Source organism: Cupriavidus sp. WGlv3 (assembly GCF_023952475.1).
In the GTDB taxonomy this organism is placed as follows: domain Bacteria; phylum Pseudomonadota; class Gammaproteobacteria; order Burkholderiales; family Burkholderiaceae; genus Cupriavidus; species Cupriavidus phytorum.
This window is the reverse complement of sequence record NZ_JALHRX010000012.1, coordinates 149045-164522: the sequence shown is the minus strand read 5'-3', so window position 1 is coordinate 164522 and position 15478 is coordinate 149045. Positions and strand designations below refer to the sequence as shown.

Genomic DNA, 15478 nt, shown 5'->3' with positions numbered 1-15478 from the left:
CCTGCCGGCACAATGAAGGCACAAGAACGACGAAAAACCGCCATAATCAAACGAAACGACGAGGCATCCCGACGCAATGACCGAACTCGACACCACCGACCGCCACCTGCTGTCGCTGCTGCAGGCCAACGCGCGCGAAAGCGCCGCCAACCTGGCCCGGCACCTGGGCATCGCGCGCACCACGGTGGTGGCGCGCATCGCGCGGCTGGAGCGCAGCGGCGTGATCGCCGGCTACGGCGTGCGGCTGGGCCAGCGCATGGAAGACAACGCCATCCTGGCCTATTGCGGCCTGTCGGTGCAGCCCAAGGCCGCGCCCGCGATCCTGCGCGCGCTGCAGCGGCTGCCCGAGATCGAAGAGGTCAATTCCGTCAGCGGCCCGGTCGACTACCTGGTGGCGATCCGCTGCGACACGCACGACCGGCTCGACCGGCTGCTCGACGAGATCGGCATGCTCGACGGCGTCAACCACACCACCACCTCGATCGTGCTGGCGCGCAAGCTCGACCGCCGGCGCGCCGCCGGCTGACGCGGTATGCTGCCAGACCCATCAGCCATTGCGGAGCTATAGAACATGAACAACCCGATCCGTGTCGCCGTGGGCGGCGTGACCGGCTGGGCCGGCGGCGAACTGGCGCGCGGCGTGGCCCATGCGGCCGACATGGCCCTGGTTGCGGGCCTGTCGCGCGGCGCCGCCGGCCAGACCCTGGCGCAGCTGACCGGCCATGCCGATACCCCGGGCGTGGCCGCCGCCAGCATCGAAGCGCTCGGCCAGACGCCGTACGACGTCTACGTCGAATACACCAGGCCCGGCATCGCCAAGCACAACATCCTGCAGGCGCTGGCGCACGGCGCGCACGTGGTGGTCGGCACCTCCGGGCTGAGCGACGACGACTATGCCGAGATCGACGCCGCCGCGCGCCAGGCCGAGCGCGGCGTGCTCGCCTGCGGCAACTTCGCCATCACGGTGGTGCTGCTGCAGAAGTTTGCCGAGATGGCGGCGCGCCACCTGGAACACTGGGAAATCATCGACTACGCCAAGGCCGGCAAGATCGACGTGCCCTCCGGCACGGTGCGCGAGCTGGCGTACCGGCTCGGCCAGGTCAAGGCCGCCGCGCAGGCGGTGCCGGTCGACCAGGTCAACGGCCCCAGGGAAACCCGCGGCGCCACCATGTCCGGCACGCAGGTGCACGCGGTGCGGCTGCCGGGGTATCAGCTGGGCGTGGAAGTGATCTTCGGCGCCGACGGCCAGCGTCTGCACCTGAAGCACGAGGCCGGCGACGGCTCCAAGCCCTATGTTGCCGGCGCGCTGCTGGCGATCCGCAAGGTCCACACCGTGCGCGGCGTGGTGCGGGGGCTGGACAAGGTGATGGAAGGACTGTGAGGCAGCCGGCGGCGCACGCGTGCGCTGCGCCGCCTGCCTGTGCCGTTACCAGCTGCCGGGCTTTTCCGGCTTGGCCGGGGCCTTCGGCGCGGGCTTGGCCGCGGCGGTCTTGCCGCCCTTCGCCGCCGGTGCCGGAGGCGGGTTGAGCTGCTTGTCGACCTCTGCGTCCTTGTCCGCCATCAGCGCGCGCGCCTGCGGCAGCAGCATCTCGATGGTGCCGGTGCTGGGGTCTTCCGGCATCGCGTACAGCTCCACCGTCAGCGGCTTGTGCATCCAGCCGGCATGCAGCGTCTTGACGGTCTTGCCGGCCTTGTCGCGCATGTCCTCCTGCTCCTGGCGGAACGGCTTGCCGTACAGCGCGCTGATGCTGTCGGCCGCGGCCTGCTGCGAGTTGGCGCCGGCGGTCGGCACCACCAGGCCGACCAGCGCATTGCGGTCGACGAAGGCCACCACAAAGGGGCCATCCATGAACGCCGGGCGCTGCGCGCGCGGCACGCCGACCTGGCGCATCAGGCCATCACCCTTCAGTTCGACGCAATAGCCGGTGACGTCGCGGCCGTCAGGCGTACGCTTGTCGGCGCAGTCGGGCAGCGCCGGCAGCGGGTTGCCGATTTCCAGCATCGCCAGCAGCGGCGCCAGCGCGCTGTTTTCGGCCTGGGCCGCGGTCTTGGCGGCCGGTGCGGAGGCGGGGGTGGCGGCAGGGGCAGCGGGGGTAGCAGCATTGGCGCCGGCGGCGCCCAGCAGGCCGGCAAGCGCCAGCCCGGCAACGGGGAATTTCAAGACGGACTCCTGGTGTACGGCTCCGGGTTGGAGCCCAACCCCCGCCGGGTTGTTCCTGTGCGGCGCGAGATCGTGGCGAACCACTCACATCTGGCCACGATGGCAAAGGGGCGAGCGCTAGCTTACCCGACGGCGCCGGCGCCGCCGCCACTTGCGGGCCGCGCCGGCATCACCCCGCGGGCACCTTGCGCGTCAGCGCCAGAGCCTCGCGCCGGAAGGTGTGGCCGACCTGGTGGTAGAACGGGTGCGGCGAGAACTGCCGCGAGATGAACGATGCCAGCAACGACGCCGCCAGCAGGAACACCGTCAGGTCCTGCGTGCGCGTCATTTCCATCACGATCACGCTGGCGGTGATCGGCGCCTGCGTGGCCGCGGCCAGGAACGCCGCCATCGACACCAGCGCCAGCACGCGCGGCTCTGCCATGCCGCTGACGAAATGCGCGACGTTCTCGCCGATGCCCGCGCCGATCGCCAGCGCGGGCGTGAAGATCCCGCCCGGGATGCCGGCGAAGTACGACACCACCGTCGCCGCCAGCTTGGCCAGGCCGAACCACAGCGTGGCCTGCGATTCGCCGTTGATCAGCGCCGCCGCCTGCTCATAGCCGGTGCCGAAGGTCGCGCCCGCGGTGGCCCAGCCGAGCATCGCCACCACCAGCCCGCAGCCGAACGCGGTCCATACCGGATGCCGCCCCGGCCAGTCGCGCCACGCCGCCGGCAGCAGCGCCGGCACGCCGCCCTTGAGCGCCTTGGCGAACACGCCGCCCAGCACGCCGGTGACCAGCGCGCACAGCAGCACCGGTCCCCAGGCCTCATGCAGGCCGAGCATCGGCACCTTGACCACGAAATACGGGTTGTTGCCGAGCACCGCCAGCGACAGGAAACCGGCGGTCAGCACGCCCGACAGCACCAGGCGATCCCAGCGCACCGCGGTGCCGCGGCCCAGTTCCTCGATCGCGAACACCACCCCGGCCAGCGGCGTGTTGAACGCCGCCGCCAGGCCGCCGGCCGCGCCGGCGGCAATCAGCGCATTGGGATGGAAGCCGATGCGAAAGCGCAGCTTCTCCTGGCACCAGCGGCCCCAGGCCAGCATCGCCGCCGCGCCGACCTGCACCGACGGGCCCTCGCGCCCGACCGAGGCGCCGGCCAGCAGCGCGGCCGCGGTCAGCACCACCTTCCACATCGACTGCCGCAACGACACCAGCAGCGTCTGTGCCGGGCCCGACGGCGGCAAGGTGACCGCCGCGATCACCTGCGGAATGCCGCTGCCGCGCGCCTGCGGCGCCAGCCGGATGGTCAGCCAGCGCAGCGCGGCCAGGCCGAACGGCAGCATCACGAACGCCAGCCACGGCGTGGCCTGGGTCAGCTGGCGGTTCCAGTGCAGCGCCACTTCGGCGATCCACGCGAACACCAGCGAGAACAGCCCGACGCAGCCGGCGCCGAACATGAACACGGCATAGCGCAGCGTGGTGCGCGAGATGCGCCCGGCCTGGCGCGACTTGCGCCACGCCGCCACGCGCGCGCGGCGGCTGATCTGGTTCAGCAGGTGAGGATCGGGCGGCGGCGCAGCGGTATCGGGCTGCGCCTGGGAGTCCGGACTGGCGCCGGGCGCGGCGGACGATGACGAGGCAGGCTTGGGATCGTTGGGGTCGCGATCGGTCATGGCTGGGGCGGGCGCAGGCATCCGGCGGGGCGCGCCCCGCCGCAGTGATGAGCTGAGACTATACGCCCATCGCCATCCGGTTCCAGCGCGCCCCGCCGACGCATCAGTCCAGCGAGATGTTGTTCGCCTTGATCACCTTGCCCCAGTGGGCGCGGTCGGCCTCGAGATAGCGGTCGATCTCGGCCTGCGTGCGCGGCGGCTGCACCAGCAGCCCCAGCGCACTGAAGGTGGCGCGGAACTGCGGGTCCTTCAGCACGTGGTCGGCGGCCGCCTGCAGCCTGGCCACCGCTTCGGGCGGCGTCTGCGCGGGCACGGCCAGGCCGAACCAGGTGGCGGCCTGGAAGTTGGGATAGCCGCTCTCGGCCACGGTCGGCACGTTCGGCAGCACATCCAGCCGGCTGCGTCCGGTGACCGCCAGCGCCTTGAGCTTGCCCGCCTTGATATGCGGCAGCGAGGTGCTGACCACATCGACCATCAGCTGCACGTCATTGGCCAGCAGCGCCGCCAGCGCCGGCGCGCTGCCGTTGTAGGGCACGTGGGTGACGCCGATGCCGAGTTCGGTCTTGAGCATCTCGGTGGCCAGCTGCAGCGCGTTGCCCAGGCCCACCGAGGCGTAGTTGAGCTTGCCGCCCTCGGCCTTGGCGTAGGCCGCGAACTCGCGGATATTGCCGGCCGGCACGCGGGTGTTGGTGACCACCACCAGCGGCGCCTCGGCGCCAATGCTGAAGATGCGGAAATCCTTGGGCGGATCGTACTGGATCTTCTTGTACAGCATCGGGTTGAGCACCATGCTGCCGTTGGTCGCCAGCACCATGGTGTAGCCGTCGGCCGGCGCGCGCGCCACGCTGGTGGTGCCGATCATGGTGGCCGCGCCGGGGCGGTTTTCCACCACCACGGTCTGGCCCAGCTGGCGCGACATGCCGTCGGCCAGCGCGCGGCCGAACTGGTCGGTCGAGCCGCCCGGCGTGTACGGCACCACCAGCTTGAGCGGGCGGTCGGGATAGGCCGCCTGCGCGGCGCCGCCCCAGAGCGCCAGCGCGCACCACGCGCCGGCCGCGATCGCGGCAAGCCAGGCGCGCCGCGGCTTGAGTGCGGTTGTCTTGGTCGGTTTGTTCTGCATCGCGTCTCCTCCTGTCGTTATCGGCTTGTGCCGGGTGCAGTCCCACCGGTGCGCTCAGACGCGGCGCTGGCGGCCTTCCCAGTATCGGTCGCGCAGCCGGCGCTTGGCCAGCTTGCCGGTTTCATCGCGCGGCAGTTGCGCCTCGACCACGATGCTGCGCGGCACCTTGAAGCCGGACAGCCGCTGGCGCAACCAGTCGATCACCTCGGCCTCGCGGAGCTCGGCGCCCGGCATCGGCTGCACCATGGCCAGCAGACGCTCGCCGTATTCCGCGTCGGGAATGCCGAACACCACGCAGTCGGCCACGCCGGGATAGCGCACCAGTTCGTGCTCGATCTCCGCCGGGTAGATGTTGACGCCGCCCGAGATCACCATGTCCGAGGCGCGGTCGCAGATGAACAGATAGCCGTCGGCATCGACATAGCCCATGTCGCCCAGCGTCACCAGGCCGTCGCGGTCGATGGCGGCGCGCGCGGCCTCATTGTTGCGGTAGGTGAAGTCAGGGTAAGCGGGCTGGCGCACGTAGACCAGGCCGATTTCGCCCGGCGCGCACTCGCGGCCGTGCTCGTCGAGGATGCGCAGCTGCGCGTCATCGACCGGCCGGCCGGCGGTGCCCGGGCGCGCGGCAGCATCGGCCGGCGTGGCCACGGTGATCATGCCGGCTTCGCTGGAGGCGTAGGTTTCATGGATCACCGGACCCAGCCACTCCAGCATCGCGCGCTTGACCTCGGGCGCACATGGCGACCCGGTCGAGGCGACGAAGCGGATTGAAGACAGGTCGTATCTGGCGCGCACCTCGGCCGGCAGCTTGAGCAGGCGCACGTACATGATCGGCACCAGGTAGAGCACGTCGATGCGGTGCTTTTCCACCAGTGCCAGCACCTGCTCGGGGTCGAAGCGCGGCGTCAGCACCAGCCGTTCGGCCATCTGCAGTGCGTTCTGGATAAACGAGCCCGGCGCGCTGTGGTACAGCGGCGCCGACATCAGCGCGCGGCAGCCCGGTTCCAGCCCGTAGGTCTGGCGCACCACCGAACGCATGCGCGCAAGCTGTTGCTCGAGCCCGTCCAGCGGCAGCGCCTGGCGCACCACGCCCTTGGGCCGGCCGGTGGTGCCCGAGGTGTACGCCATATGGCCGCGCGGCGCCACGCGCGGGCCGTCATAGGCGGGCTGCTGCGCGAGCCACGCTTCATATTCCGTCGCGCCCGCGGCGGGACCGCCCACCGACAGCACCGGCATGCCGGCCGGGACCGCGTCGCGCACCGCGGGCAGCAGGTCATCCTGCGCCAGCAGCACCCTGGCGCCGCTGTCGCTCAGCAGGAAGCGCACTTCGTCGGCGGTGAAGTGCCAGTTGATGGGGCAGTAGTAGCAGCCGGCAATGCGGCAGGCATGGACCACGTCGGCATACACCGGGTCGTTGCGCAGCAGTACCGCGATCACGTCGCCCTCCTGCACGCCGAGCGCGCGCAGGCCGCCGGCCAGGCGGGCGCCGCGCGCCAGCAGATCCTCGCCGCTGCGGTGCATGTCTTGATACCAAAGGTCCGTGGCCATCCGCTGTCTCCAAGCTTGGGTTTTGTCAGCCGACCACTGTATCGGCGTAGCACCGCATCGACAATCAGGCCAGGTGGAATCACAATGTTGCGCCAGACGTGACAATGCTGCAGACAATCCCCGATGGACCTCAACCTGATCCAGGCCTTCGTCGACATCGTCGATGCCGGCAACCTCGCCGAAGCCGGGCGCCGGCGCGGCGTCACGCGCTCGCAGGTCAGCCGCCAGCTGCGCGAGCTGGAACACCAGGCGGGCGCGCAGCTGCTGCGCCGGACCACGCGCCGGCTGGAGCTGACCGAACCCGGTCATGCGCTGTACCAGCACGGCGTGCGCATCCTGCAGGAAGTGGCGTCGGCGCAGGCCGAGATCGACAGCCTGGGCAAGACCCTGCGCGGCCATGTGCGCGTCAGCGTGCCCACCGGGCTGGGCGACGCCTATATCGCGCCGCTGCTGCTGCAGTTCGCGCAAAAGCATCCCGGCATTACGCTGCGGGTGTTCTTTGCCAATCGCGTCAACGACCTGATCGCGGCCGAGATCGACGTGGCGCTGAAGGTCACCTCGGCCCCGCCGCTGGACCATGTGGCGCGGGAAATCTGCGATATCCGCTGGCAACTGTATGCATCGCCGCAATATCTCGCCCGGATTGCGCCGGTGCAGGTGCCGCCCGACCTGGCCGGCTGCAGCTTCCTGTGTCCGCCCTACCCGCCGCGCCAGTTCCCGCTGTCGCTGTACCGCGACGGCCAGCGCCTGGACGTGGCGCTGACGCCCACGCTGCAGTCCGAACACTTCCTGTTCCTGGCGCGCGCCGTGCGCGAAGGCCATGGCATCGGCATGCTGCCGGTCTATATCGGCTGGGAAGAGGTGCGCGCCGGCCACCTGGTGCCGGTGCTGCCGGATTGGCGCCCGGAGGGGCTGGGCAACAAGCTGTTCATCATCACCACGCCCAACTTGCATCCGTCGATGGCGACGCGCGCGCTGATCGGCTTCCTGCGCGAGGAACTGGAGAAGCTCGAGGTGTTTCGCGACGCGGTGAAGTAGCCGGCACCGCTGGCCGGTGAACGCACGCTTTTGCCCGGTCATGGAAGCGGCCCGCCTGCAAACTTTCGATTTGCAAGCTATGCTGCAGCCAGCTTGCAAACCGAAAGCAAGCAGAATTCCAAAACGGCGGAGACCCATGCCCCCTACCGATTTCACCGCGATGCCCTGTCCCGTGGCGCGCTCGATGGCCGTGCTGGGCGAGCGCTGGGCCATCCTCGTGCTGCGCGAGGCCTTTTACGGCAGCACGCGCTTCGACGAGTTCGAACGCAACCTGGGCATCGCCCCCAACATCCTCAGCGCGCGCCTGAAGACGCTGGTGGCGCACGGGCTGCTGGCACGCGTGATGCCCGAGGCCGGCGCGCGCCATGTCTACCAGCTGACCGACAAGGGCCGCGACTTCTTCCCGGCCTACGTCGCGCTCAAGGCGTGGGCCGACCGCTGGATGACCGACGACAAGGGACCGCTGACGCTGCTGCAGGACCGCCGCACCGGCACCGAGATTGCCGAGCCCACGCTGACACGCGCCGACGGCAGCGCGATCACGCTGGACGACGTGCGCGTGTTGCCGGGCCCGGGCGCCGGCCGCTTCCTGCGCCGGCGCTTCGGTGATGCCGAGGCCGCCGGGGTCACGGAAGCCGCTCCGGAGACCGGCCATGACTGACACGCGCGCATTGCCCGCCGGCACCCTGCCCGCCGACGCGGTGCCGGCCACCGAAATCGCCCGCCGCATCGGCAAGCTGGCCGGGCCTACCGCGCTGATTGCCCTGCTGCAGGCGGTGGCACAGCTGATCGAAACGTGGCTGGCCGCGCGCCAGGGCACCGCGGCGTTGGCCGGCTGGGCCGTGGTGCTGCCGTTTGCGCTGCTGCTGCAGCAGATGTCGACCGGTGCCATGGGCGGCGGCGTGGTCGCGGCCATCGCGCGCGCGCTGGGCGCCAACAAGCGTGACGATGCCTCGGCCCTGGTGATGCATGCGCTGTGGATCGCCGTGATCGCCGGCCTGGCGTTTGCCGTGGCACTGGCCGGGTTCCCGCGCGCGGTGCTGGGCGCGGTGGCCGGCGCCACCGCCGCCGAAGCGGCCGCCACCTATGCGATCTGGCTGTTCGGCGCCGGCGCGATCCCGGCCTGGCTGGCCAACACGCTGGCGTCGGTGCTGCGCGGCGGCGGCCGCCATGCGCTGGCGGCGCGGGTGCTGGCGCTGATGTGGATCGCGTTTCCGGCGCTGTCGTGGCTGCTGGCCGAGCCCGCCGGCATGGGCCTGGCCGGCATCGGCGCGGCGCTGGCGGCGGTGTCGTGGGCCGCGGCGCTGGCGATGGCGATCGTGGTCGCGCGCGGCGGCGCGGGCTTCGTGCCGGTGCTGCGGGTACGGCTGTCGTGGCCGCTGTTCGCGCGCATCCTGTCGGTGGGACTGGTGGCGTGTGCGCTGGCCTCGGTCGCCAACCTGACCACCATCCTGGTCACCGCGCAGCTGCGTCACCATGGCACCGCCGCGGTGGCGGCCTACGGCATCTCGGCGCGGCTGGAATTCCTGATGATCCCGCTCGCGTTCGGCGTGGGCTCGGCGCTGACGGCGCTGGTCGGCCGCGCCGTCGGCGCCGGCGACTGGCATACGGCGCGGCGCACGGCCTGGGTGGGCGCACTGCTGGCGCTGGCCATCGCCGGCACCGCGGGCGCCGCCGTCGGCATGGCGCCGGTGCGCTTTGCCAGCCTGTTCACCCATGACCCCGAAGTGATCGCCATCGCCGCGCGTGCGCTGTCATGGGTGGGGCCGGCATTCGGCGGCTTCGGCCTGGGCATGGCGCTGTACTTCGCCTCGATGGGCGCGGGCCGGATGCGCTGGCCGGTGGCGGCCGGGCTGTGCCGGATCGCGCTGGCCGCGGGCGGCGGCTGGTTATTGGCCAATGTGTTCGGCATGGGGTTGGACGGCCACTTCCTTGGGGTGGCGCTGGGGATCACGGCGTATGGCGTGGTGACGGCGCTGGGCGTGCGGCAGGGCGAATGGTCAGCGCGTTAGCAGGTCAGCGCGTTAGCACCGGCGCATCGCCCTGCATGCCCGCGCCCCGGACCGGTTCCGGCACCGCCGGCCAGCCACCGCCCAGCGACTTGTACAGTGCCGCGGTGCCGGTCAGCACGTCCACCTGTCCCTGGATCGCCGCCAGTTGGGCGTCGAACAGCTTCTCGCGCGCATTGGTGACCTCCAGGTAGCTCGAATAGCCGCCCTCATACCGGGCAAAGGCCTGGTCGGCATAGATGAACAGGCTCTGTTCCTGCCGGCGCAGGCTCCCCAGCCGCGTGCGGGTTTCGACGCCGTTGGCCAGCGCGCTGTTCACATCCGCCAGCGCCGCCAGCACCGTGCCCTGGTAAGCGAGCATGGCCTGCTCGCGCTGCGCGGACGCGGTCTGCACCTGCCCGCGGATGGCGCCGCCCTGGAAGATCGGCTGGGTCAGCCCCGCGCCGATTGCCCATACCCGCGACGCGCTGTCCCACAGCGCGGCGGGCGACGCCGCCACGGCGCCGAACAGGCCGCTCAGGTTGACCGCCGGCAGGTAAAGCGCCTGCGCCGCGCCCAGTTGCGCATTGGCGGCGATGGCGGTCTGCTCGGCCTGCAGCACATCGGGCCGGCGCGACAGCAAGGCGGCCGGCAGGTCGGCACCGACCGGCGGCGCCTGCAGTTCGCCGATGGGCTTGCCGCGCTCGATCGGGCCCGGCGGCCGGCCCAGCAGCACCGACAATGCGTTTTCCGTCTGCGCGATCGCAGTACGCAGCGGCGGGATCGAGCCCTCGGCCACGTAGTAGTCGTTCTCCGCCTGGGCCAGTTCGAGTTGCGAGATCACACCGCCTTCATAGCGCTGGCGGAAGATATCCAGCCCGCTTGCGCGCGACGCCAGCGTCTGCTGCGCGACGTCGAGCTGCGCATCGAGCCCGCGCAGCGTGGCATACCCCTGCACCACGGAAGCGGCCAGCGACAGCACCACGCCGCGTCGCGCGTACTCGGCATTCCACAGGCTGGCCTCGGCCGCTTCGGCCTGGCGGCGGATGCGGCCCCACAGGTCGAGCTCCCAGCTGGCGTTGGCGAGAAGCTGGTAGGAATTGCCGGTGCCCGAGGCGAACTGCGTGCCGCTCAGCCTGCCGATGCTCTGGCGCGCGGCGGCCGCGGACAGGTTCAACTGCGGGAAGAAGCCCGAGCGCGCCACCATCAGCTGGCCACGGAACTCATCGATCCGCGCCGCGGCGATGCGCACGTCGTAGTTGCCGGCCAGCGCGGCATCGACCAGCGCATTCAGCGCCGGATCGTTGAACTGGTTCCACCAGTCGCTGTCGGCGGCAATCGCCAGCGCGCCGGTGTCGAGGCGGTACTGCGCCACGTCCGGGGTCTGCGGGCGCTGATAGTTGGGGCCGATCGCGCAGCCGCCAAGCGTTGCCACCGCGCAGGCCGCCAGCATCCACGCACGTGCGCTCATAGCCTTTCTCCGGCCGGCGGTGTGGCGGGCGGCTGCGGCGAATCGCCGGCCCTGGCTGCCGCCTTGGGCTTGCGTTCCGACAGGCGCTCCAGCCCCCAGAAGAACATCGGGATAAAGAACAGCGCGATCACCGTCGCCCCGAGCATGCCGCCGATCACGCCGGTGCCGAGCGACTGCCGGCTCGCCGCCGAGGCGCCGCTGGCGATGGCCAGCGGCACGCAGCCCAGGATAAAGGCCAGCGAGGTCATGATGATCGGCCGCAGCCGCAGCTTGGACGCGTGGATGGCCGCGTCATACGCGCTCAGCCCTTCCTTCTCGCGCATTTCCACCGCGAACTCGAAGATCAGGATCGCGTTCTTCGCCGCCAGCGCGATCAGCACCGTCAGGCCGATCTGAAAGTAGACGTCGTTCTCCATGCCGCGCATCAGGATGCCCAGCAGCGCGCCGAACAGTGCGAACGGCACGGCCAGCAGCACGCCGAGCGGCAGCGACCACTTCTCGTACTGCGCCGCCAGGATCAGGAACACCATCAGCAAGGCAAAGGCGAAGACGTAGACCGCGGTGGAGCCGGCGGTCTTTTCTTCGTAGGCCTGGCCGCTCCAGGCGTAGGCGTAGCCCGGCCCTAGCACCTCCTGCGCTACCTCCTCCATGGCCTTGATGGCTTCGCCGGAACTGTAGCCGGGCGCGGAATCGCCCATGACCTTGGCGGCCGGGAAATTGTTGAAGCGCGTGACGATGTCCGCGCCCGGCACATACTTGGTGGTGGTCACGGCCTTGATCGGCACCATATCGCCGTTGTGGTTGCGCACGTAGACCTTGTCGAGGTCTTCCGGCCGCGAGCGAAACTCCGGCTCGGCCTGCAGGATCACCTGGAACAAGCGGCTGTTCTTCGGGAACTGGCTCACGTAGAGCGAGCCGAACATGGTCTGCAGCGCCGAATAGACGTTCTCGACCGGTACGCCCTGGGTTTCGGAGCGCTCCCGGTCGACTTCGACCAGGAACTGGCGCGAGCGCGAATTGATGGTTGAGTTCACGCCGCTCAGCTCCGGCCGATGGCGGGCCTTGGCGATGAACTCATGGACCTTCTGCTCGAGCTGCTGGTAAGTCCCGTCTGCCGTGCTCTGCAGCCAGAACTCGAAGCCGCCGGTGGTGCCCAGGCCCGGGATCGATGGTGGATTCAGCGGGATCACGACGCCGTCCTGGTAGCGGGAGAACTCCTGGCGGGCCTTCTGCATCAGTTCCATCGCCGTCTGGCCGGCACCCCGCTCATGGAAGCCCTTGAGCGTGACGAACAGCGTGCCGGCATTGGCCTTGTTCTGGGAATCGATCAGGCTGTAGCCATCGACCGACGCCACCGACGAGACCCCGGGCTGCTTGGCGAACCATGTCTCCGCGCGGCCGGACAAGGCCTGGGTCCGGTCCAGGCTGGCGGCGTCCGGCATCACCACCGCGCCGAACAAGTAGCCCTGGTCCTCCACCGGCAGGAACGAGGTCGGGATGCGCATGAACATGACCACGCTGACCGCCACCATCGCCAGGATGATGGCGATCGACATCACGGTGCGCCGGATCACGATCTGCAGCGACTTGTCATAGCCGGCCACGAGGCGGTCGAAGGAATTGTTGAACCAGGTGAAGAAGCGGTTCTTCTTGTGCTGGCCGGGCTTGAGCAGGATCGCCGCCATCGCCGGCGACAGCGTCAGCGCGACCACGCCGGACAGCACCACCGACACCGCGATGGTGATGGCGAACTGCTTGTACAACTGCCCGGTGATGCCCGACAGGAACGCCACCGGGATAAATACCGCCAGCAGCACCAGCACGATGGCGACCACCGGGCCGCTGACCTCGTCCATCGCCTTCTTGGCGGCCTCCTTGGGCGGCAGGTTGAACTCGGTCATGTTGCGCTCGACGTTCTCGATCACCACGATCGCGTCGTCGACCACGATGCCGATGGCAAGCACCATGCCGAACAAGGTCAGCATGTTGACCGAGAAGCCGAACGCGCTCATGCCGACGAAGGCACCGATGATCGACACGGGCACGGCCAGGATCGGCACCAGCGTGGCACGCAGGCTCTGCAGGAACAGGAACACCACCAGGATCACCAGGATCACCGCGTCGCGCAGCGTGTGCACCACCTCGTCGATCGACTCCTGCACGAACTCCGTGGTGTCGAGCGCAACCTCGTACTCCAGCCCCGGCGGGAAGCTCTTCTTCAGCTCCGCCAGCGTGGACTTCACCTGCTTGGCCACATCCAGCGCATTGGCCCCCGGCTGCTGGTACACCGCCAGCAGGGTGGCGGTCTTGCCGTTGTAGCGGCTGCGCAGCGAGTAGTCCTTGGACCCCAGCTCGGCGCGGCCGATGTCCTTCAGGCGCACCAGCGCGGCATCGCCGGACTGCGCGCGCAGGATCATGTTGTCGAACTCGGCCGGCTCGGTCATGCGACCCTTGGTGGCGATCGGGAAGGTCTGCTGCACCGCCCCGGTGGTCGGCGACTGGCCGATGCGCCCCGCGGAGAACTGCTGGTTCTGGTTGGCGACCGCGTTCTTGACGTCCTCGGTGGTGATGCCCAGCGACGCCATGCGGTCCGGCCGCAGCCAGATGCGCATGGCGTAGTCCGGGCTGCCGAAGATCGAGGACTGGTTGGCGCCGGGAATGCGCTTGAGCGCATCCAGCACGTAGATGTTGGCGTAGTTGCCGACGAAGGTCTGGTTATAGCTGTTGTCGGGCGAATAGATGGCAATCACCATCATGAACGCCGACGACCGCTTCTGCACCGACACGCCCTGCGCCGTCACCGCATCGGGCAGCGTGGGCAGCGCCAGGTTGACCCGGTTCTGCACATCCACCTGCGCCAGCTCGGGATCGGTGCCGATCTCGAAATAGGTGGTCAGCGTCAGGTCGCCGGTCGATGAACTGGTCGAGTTCATGTACATCATGCGGTCGGCGCCGTTGACCTGCTGCTCGATCGGCGCGGCCACGTTCTGCGCCACCACCTCGGCACTGGCCCCGGGGTACCGGGTCGTGACCGTGATGGACGGGGGCGTGATATCCGGGAACTGGGCGATCGGCAGCTTGGTCAGCGCCACCAGCCCGCCCACCGTGATGATGATGGACAGTACCGATGCGAAGATCGGCCGGTCGATAAAGAAATGGGCAAGCTTCATGGCTTGCCCCCGGTGGTGCCGGCTGCCCTCGGCGCGGCGGCGCCGGAGGCGGCCGGCGCCGCAGCTGCCTCGGCGCCGCTGGCCGGGCCATGCGTGGCCGCCTGGGCCGCCGGCACGGGCTTGACCGGCGCATCCGGCATCAGGCGCAGGATCCCGCTCACGGCCACGCGCTCACCGGCCTTCAGGCCCGAGCGCACCACCCAGTTGCTGCCGGTCCATTCGCCTACGTCCACCACGCGCTGCTGCGCCTTGTTGTCCGGGCTGATGACCCATACCGTCTGGCCGCGCGGGCCTTGCACGATCGCTTCCTGCGGCACGGCAATGGCTTGGGTGCGCATCGCGCCGTGCACCTTGACCCGCACGAACTGGCCGGGCCTGAGCGTGCCCTGCGGGTTGGCGACCTCGGCGCGGACCAGGTAGGTGCCGGTTTCCTGGCTGAACGAAGCGTCGGCAAAGGCAATCCTGCCGTGGTGCGGAAACTCCGATCCGTCGGCCAGCACGATGACGATGTCGAAGGCTTCCTGCGCCGGGTACCTGACGGCGCCGGATTTCTCCGATGAGCGGATCGACAGCACCTCGTTCTCCGACAGGCTGAAGTTGACCCACATCGGGTCCAGCTTGGCGACATAAGTCAGCAGGCTGTTGGTGGTATCGATATAGGAGCCCACCTGCCGCTTGGCGAAGCTCGACAAGCCCGCCACCGGCGACTTGATCGTGGTGTAGCTCAGGTTCAGTTTGGCATTGATCACATTGGCGCGCGCCTGCTCCACCGCGGCCGCGGCCTCCTGCTCCTTGCCGGTGGCGTCGTCCAGGTCGCGCTGGCTCAGGGCATTGCGGGCCGCCAGCGGGCGCACGCGGTTCAGGTCGGCGCGGGCGGTGTTCAGCCGCGCCTGCTGCTGCGCCAGTTCGGCGTCGGCCGCCTTCAGCGTGGCCTCGAACGGCTTGGGATCCATCAGGAACAGGGTATCGCCCGCCTTGACCAGAGCGCCTTCCGTATAGACCCGCTTCTCCAGAAAGCCATTGACGCGCGCGCGTATCTCCACCTGCTGCGAACTCTGGGTCTGGCCGACGAAGTCATAGATGAGCGGCACGTCGCGCAGCGCCACGGTGATGACGCCCACCTCGGCTGCCGGTGGCGCCACCGCCGCCGGCTTTTCCTTGCCGCAGCCCGCCACCAGCAACAGGGCCAGCAGGCCCGCCGCGCCGCACCCGTTGAGCATTGTCCTCACGTGACCTCCTCCGTCAGCAACCATGGCTGCCTCCCGATGCCGGACGTAGTGCGCCTGCCACCCGATCCGGTGCCTGTTCAGGCAGGTTAAGGC

12 protein-coding genes are annotated in these 15478 nt (G+C 69.6%); 5 read left to right on the top strand and 7 right to left on the bottom strand.

The window, feature by feature from the left end; all coding sequences use genetic code 11:
• Window positions 1–76 precede the first annotated feature (76 nt).
• Window positions 77–526 carry an Lrp/AsnC family transcriptional regulator gene (locus MKD38_RS20235; protein WP_010809873.1) on the top strand — a complete coding sequence of 150 codons (450 nt, stop codon included), beginning with the start codon at window positions 77–79 and terminating at the stop codon, window positions 524–526.
• 45 nt (window positions 527–571) lie between these two features.
• Window positions 572–1381, top strand: coding sequence for a 4-hydroxy-tetrahydrodipicolinate reductase (dapB, locus tag MKD38_RS20230; protein ID WP_252679372.1), 810 nt, complete (start codon window positions 572–574; stop codon window positions 1379–1381).
• A 45-nt stretch (window positions 1382–1426) separates the two neighbouring features.
• Here the strand turns inward: dapB and MKD38_RS20225 are convergent, their stop codons facing one another.
• The 4 genes from MKD38_RS20225 to MKD38_RS20210 all read right to left on the bottom strand — a co-directional run bounded on the left by MKD38_RS20225 (window position 1427) and on the right by MKD38_RS20210 (window position 6489).
• A complete protein-coding gene (locus MKD38_RS20225) occupies window positions 1427–2161 on the bottom strand; it encodes a hypothetical protein (RefSeq protein WP_252679369.1) in 735 nt (244 codons plus the stop codon).
• A 169-nt stretch (window positions 2162–2330) separates the two neighbouring features.
• A complete protein-coding gene (locus MKD38_RS20220; protein WP_252679367.1) occupies window positions 2331–3821 on the bottom strand; it encodes a chloride channel protein in 1491 nt (496 codons plus the stop codon).
• A 103-nt stretch (window positions 3822–3924) separates the two neighbouring features.
• Window positions 3925–4941 carry a Bug family tripartite tricarboxylate transporter substrate binding protein gene (locus MKD38_RS20215; protein WP_252679365.1) on the bottom strand — a complete coding sequence of 339 codons (1017 nt, stop codon included), beginning with the start codon at window positions 4939–4941 and terminating at the stop codon, window positions 3925–3927.
• 54 nt (window positions 4942–4995) lie between these two features.
• On the bottom strand, window positions 4996–6489 hold the full coding sequence (locus tag MKD38_RS20210) for an acyl-CoA synthetase (protein ID WP_252679363.1): 1494 nt from the start codon (window positions 6487–6489) through the stop codon (window positions 4996–4998).
• 123 nt (window positions 6490–6612) lie between these two features.
• Between MKD38_RS20210 and MKD38_RS20205 the strand changes: the two genes are divergently transcribed.
• The 3 genes from MKD38_RS20205 to MKD38_RS20195 all read left to right on the top strand — a co-directional run bounded on the left by MKD38_RS20205 (window position 6613) and on the right by MKD38_RS20195 (window position 9539).
• The gene (locus tag MKD38_RS20205) at window positions 6613–7527 is read left to right on the top strand and encodes a LysR family transcriptional regulator (protein WP_252679361.1); all 915 of its coding nucleotides are present in this window, start codon (window positions 6613–6615) and stop codon (window positions 7525–7527) included.
• A gap of 136 nt (window positions 7528–7663) precedes the next feature.
• Complete coding sequence (locus tag MKD38_RS20200; RefSeq protein WP_252679359.1) at window positions 7664–8188, top strand: winged helix-turn-helix transcriptional regulator; 525 nt, start codon at window positions 7664–7666, stop codon at window positions 8186–8188.
• Window positions 8181–9539, top strand: coding sequence for an MATE family efflux transporter (locus tag MKD38_RS20195; protein WP_252679355.1), 1359 nt, complete (start codon window positions 8181–8183; stop codon window positions 9537–9539). Before MKD38_RS20200 ends, MKD38_RS20195 begins: the two co-directional genes overlap by 8 nt.
• A 4-nt stretch (window positions 9540–9543) precedes the next feature.
• On the opposite strand, the gene MKD38_RS20190 is transcribed toward MKD38_RS20195, so the two are convergent.
• From MKD38_RS20190 to MKD38_RS20180, 3 genes are read right to left on the bottom strand one after another with little or no spacing between them, the layout of a single operon-like run.
• Window positions 9544–10986 (bottom strand): efflux transporter outer membrane subunit, encoded by a 1443-nt coding sequence (locus tag MKD38_RS20190; protein ID WP_252679351.1) that lies wholly within the window; start codon window positions 10984–10986, stop codon window positions 9544–9546.
• Entirely contained in the window at window positions 10983–14156 is a 3174-nt protein-coding gene (locus MKD38_RS20185) for an efflux RND transporter permease subunit (protein ID WP_252679349.1), read from the bottom strand. Before MKD38_RS20185 ends, MKD38_RS20190 begins: the two co-directional genes overlap by 4 nt.
• Window positions 14153–15376 (bottom strand): efflux RND transporter periplasmic adaptor subunit, encoded by a 1224-nt coding sequence (locus MKD38_RS20180; RefSeq protein WP_252679463.1) that lies wholly within the window; start codon window positions 15374–15376, stop codon window positions 14153–14155. Before MKD38_RS20180 ends, MKD38_RS20185 begins: the two co-directional genes overlap by 4 nt.
• Window positions 15377–15478: the final 102 nt, after the last annotated feature.

Bases quoted from the DNA above. Each gene is read 5' to 3' on its own strand.
- MKD38_RS20210 (WP_252679363.1), bottom strand. From the start codon at position 6,489: ATGGCCACGGACCTTTGGTATCAAGACATGCACCGCAGCGGCGAGGAT.
- MKD38_RS20215 (WP_252679365.1), bottom strand. From the start codon at position 4,941: ATGCAGAACAAACCGACCAAGACAACCGCACTCAAGCCGCGGCGCGCC.
- MKD38_RS20195 (WP_252679355.1), top strand. From the start codon at position 8,181: ATGACTGACACGCGCGCATTGCCCGCCGGCACCCTGCCCGCCGACGCG.
- MKD38_RS20220 (WP_252679367.1), bottom strand. From the start codon at position 3,821: ATGACCGATCGCGACCCCAACGATCCCAAGCCTGCCTCGTCATCGTCC.
- dapB (WP_252679372.1), top strand. From the start codon at position 572: ATGAACAACCCGATCCGTGTCGCCGTGGGCGGCGTGACCGGCTGGGCC.
- MKD38_RS20185 (WP_252679349.1), bottom strand. From the start codon at position 14,156: ATGAAGCTTGCCCATTTCTTTATCGACCGGCCGATCTTCGCATCGGTA.
- MKD38_RS20180 (WP_252679463.1), bottom strand. From the start codon at position 15,376: ATGCTCAACGGGTGCGGCGCGGCGGGCCTGCTGGCCCTGTTGCTGGTG.
- MKD38_RS20235 (WP_010809873.1), top strand. From the start codon at position 77: ATGACCGAACTCGACACCACCGACCGCCACCTGCTGTCGCTGCTGCAG.
- MKD38_RS20190 (WP_252679351.1), bottom strand. From the start codon at position 10,986: ATGAGCGCACGTGCGTGGATGCTGGCGGCCTGCGCGGTGGCAACGCTT.
- MKD38_RS20205 (WP_252679361.1), top strand. From the start codon at position 6,613: ATGGACCTCAACCTGATCCAGGCCTTCGTCGACATCGTCGATGCCGGC.
- MKD38_RS20200 (WP_252679359.1), top strand. From the start codon at position 7,664: ATGCCCCCTACCGATTTCACCGCGATGCCCTGTCCCGTGGCGCGCTCG.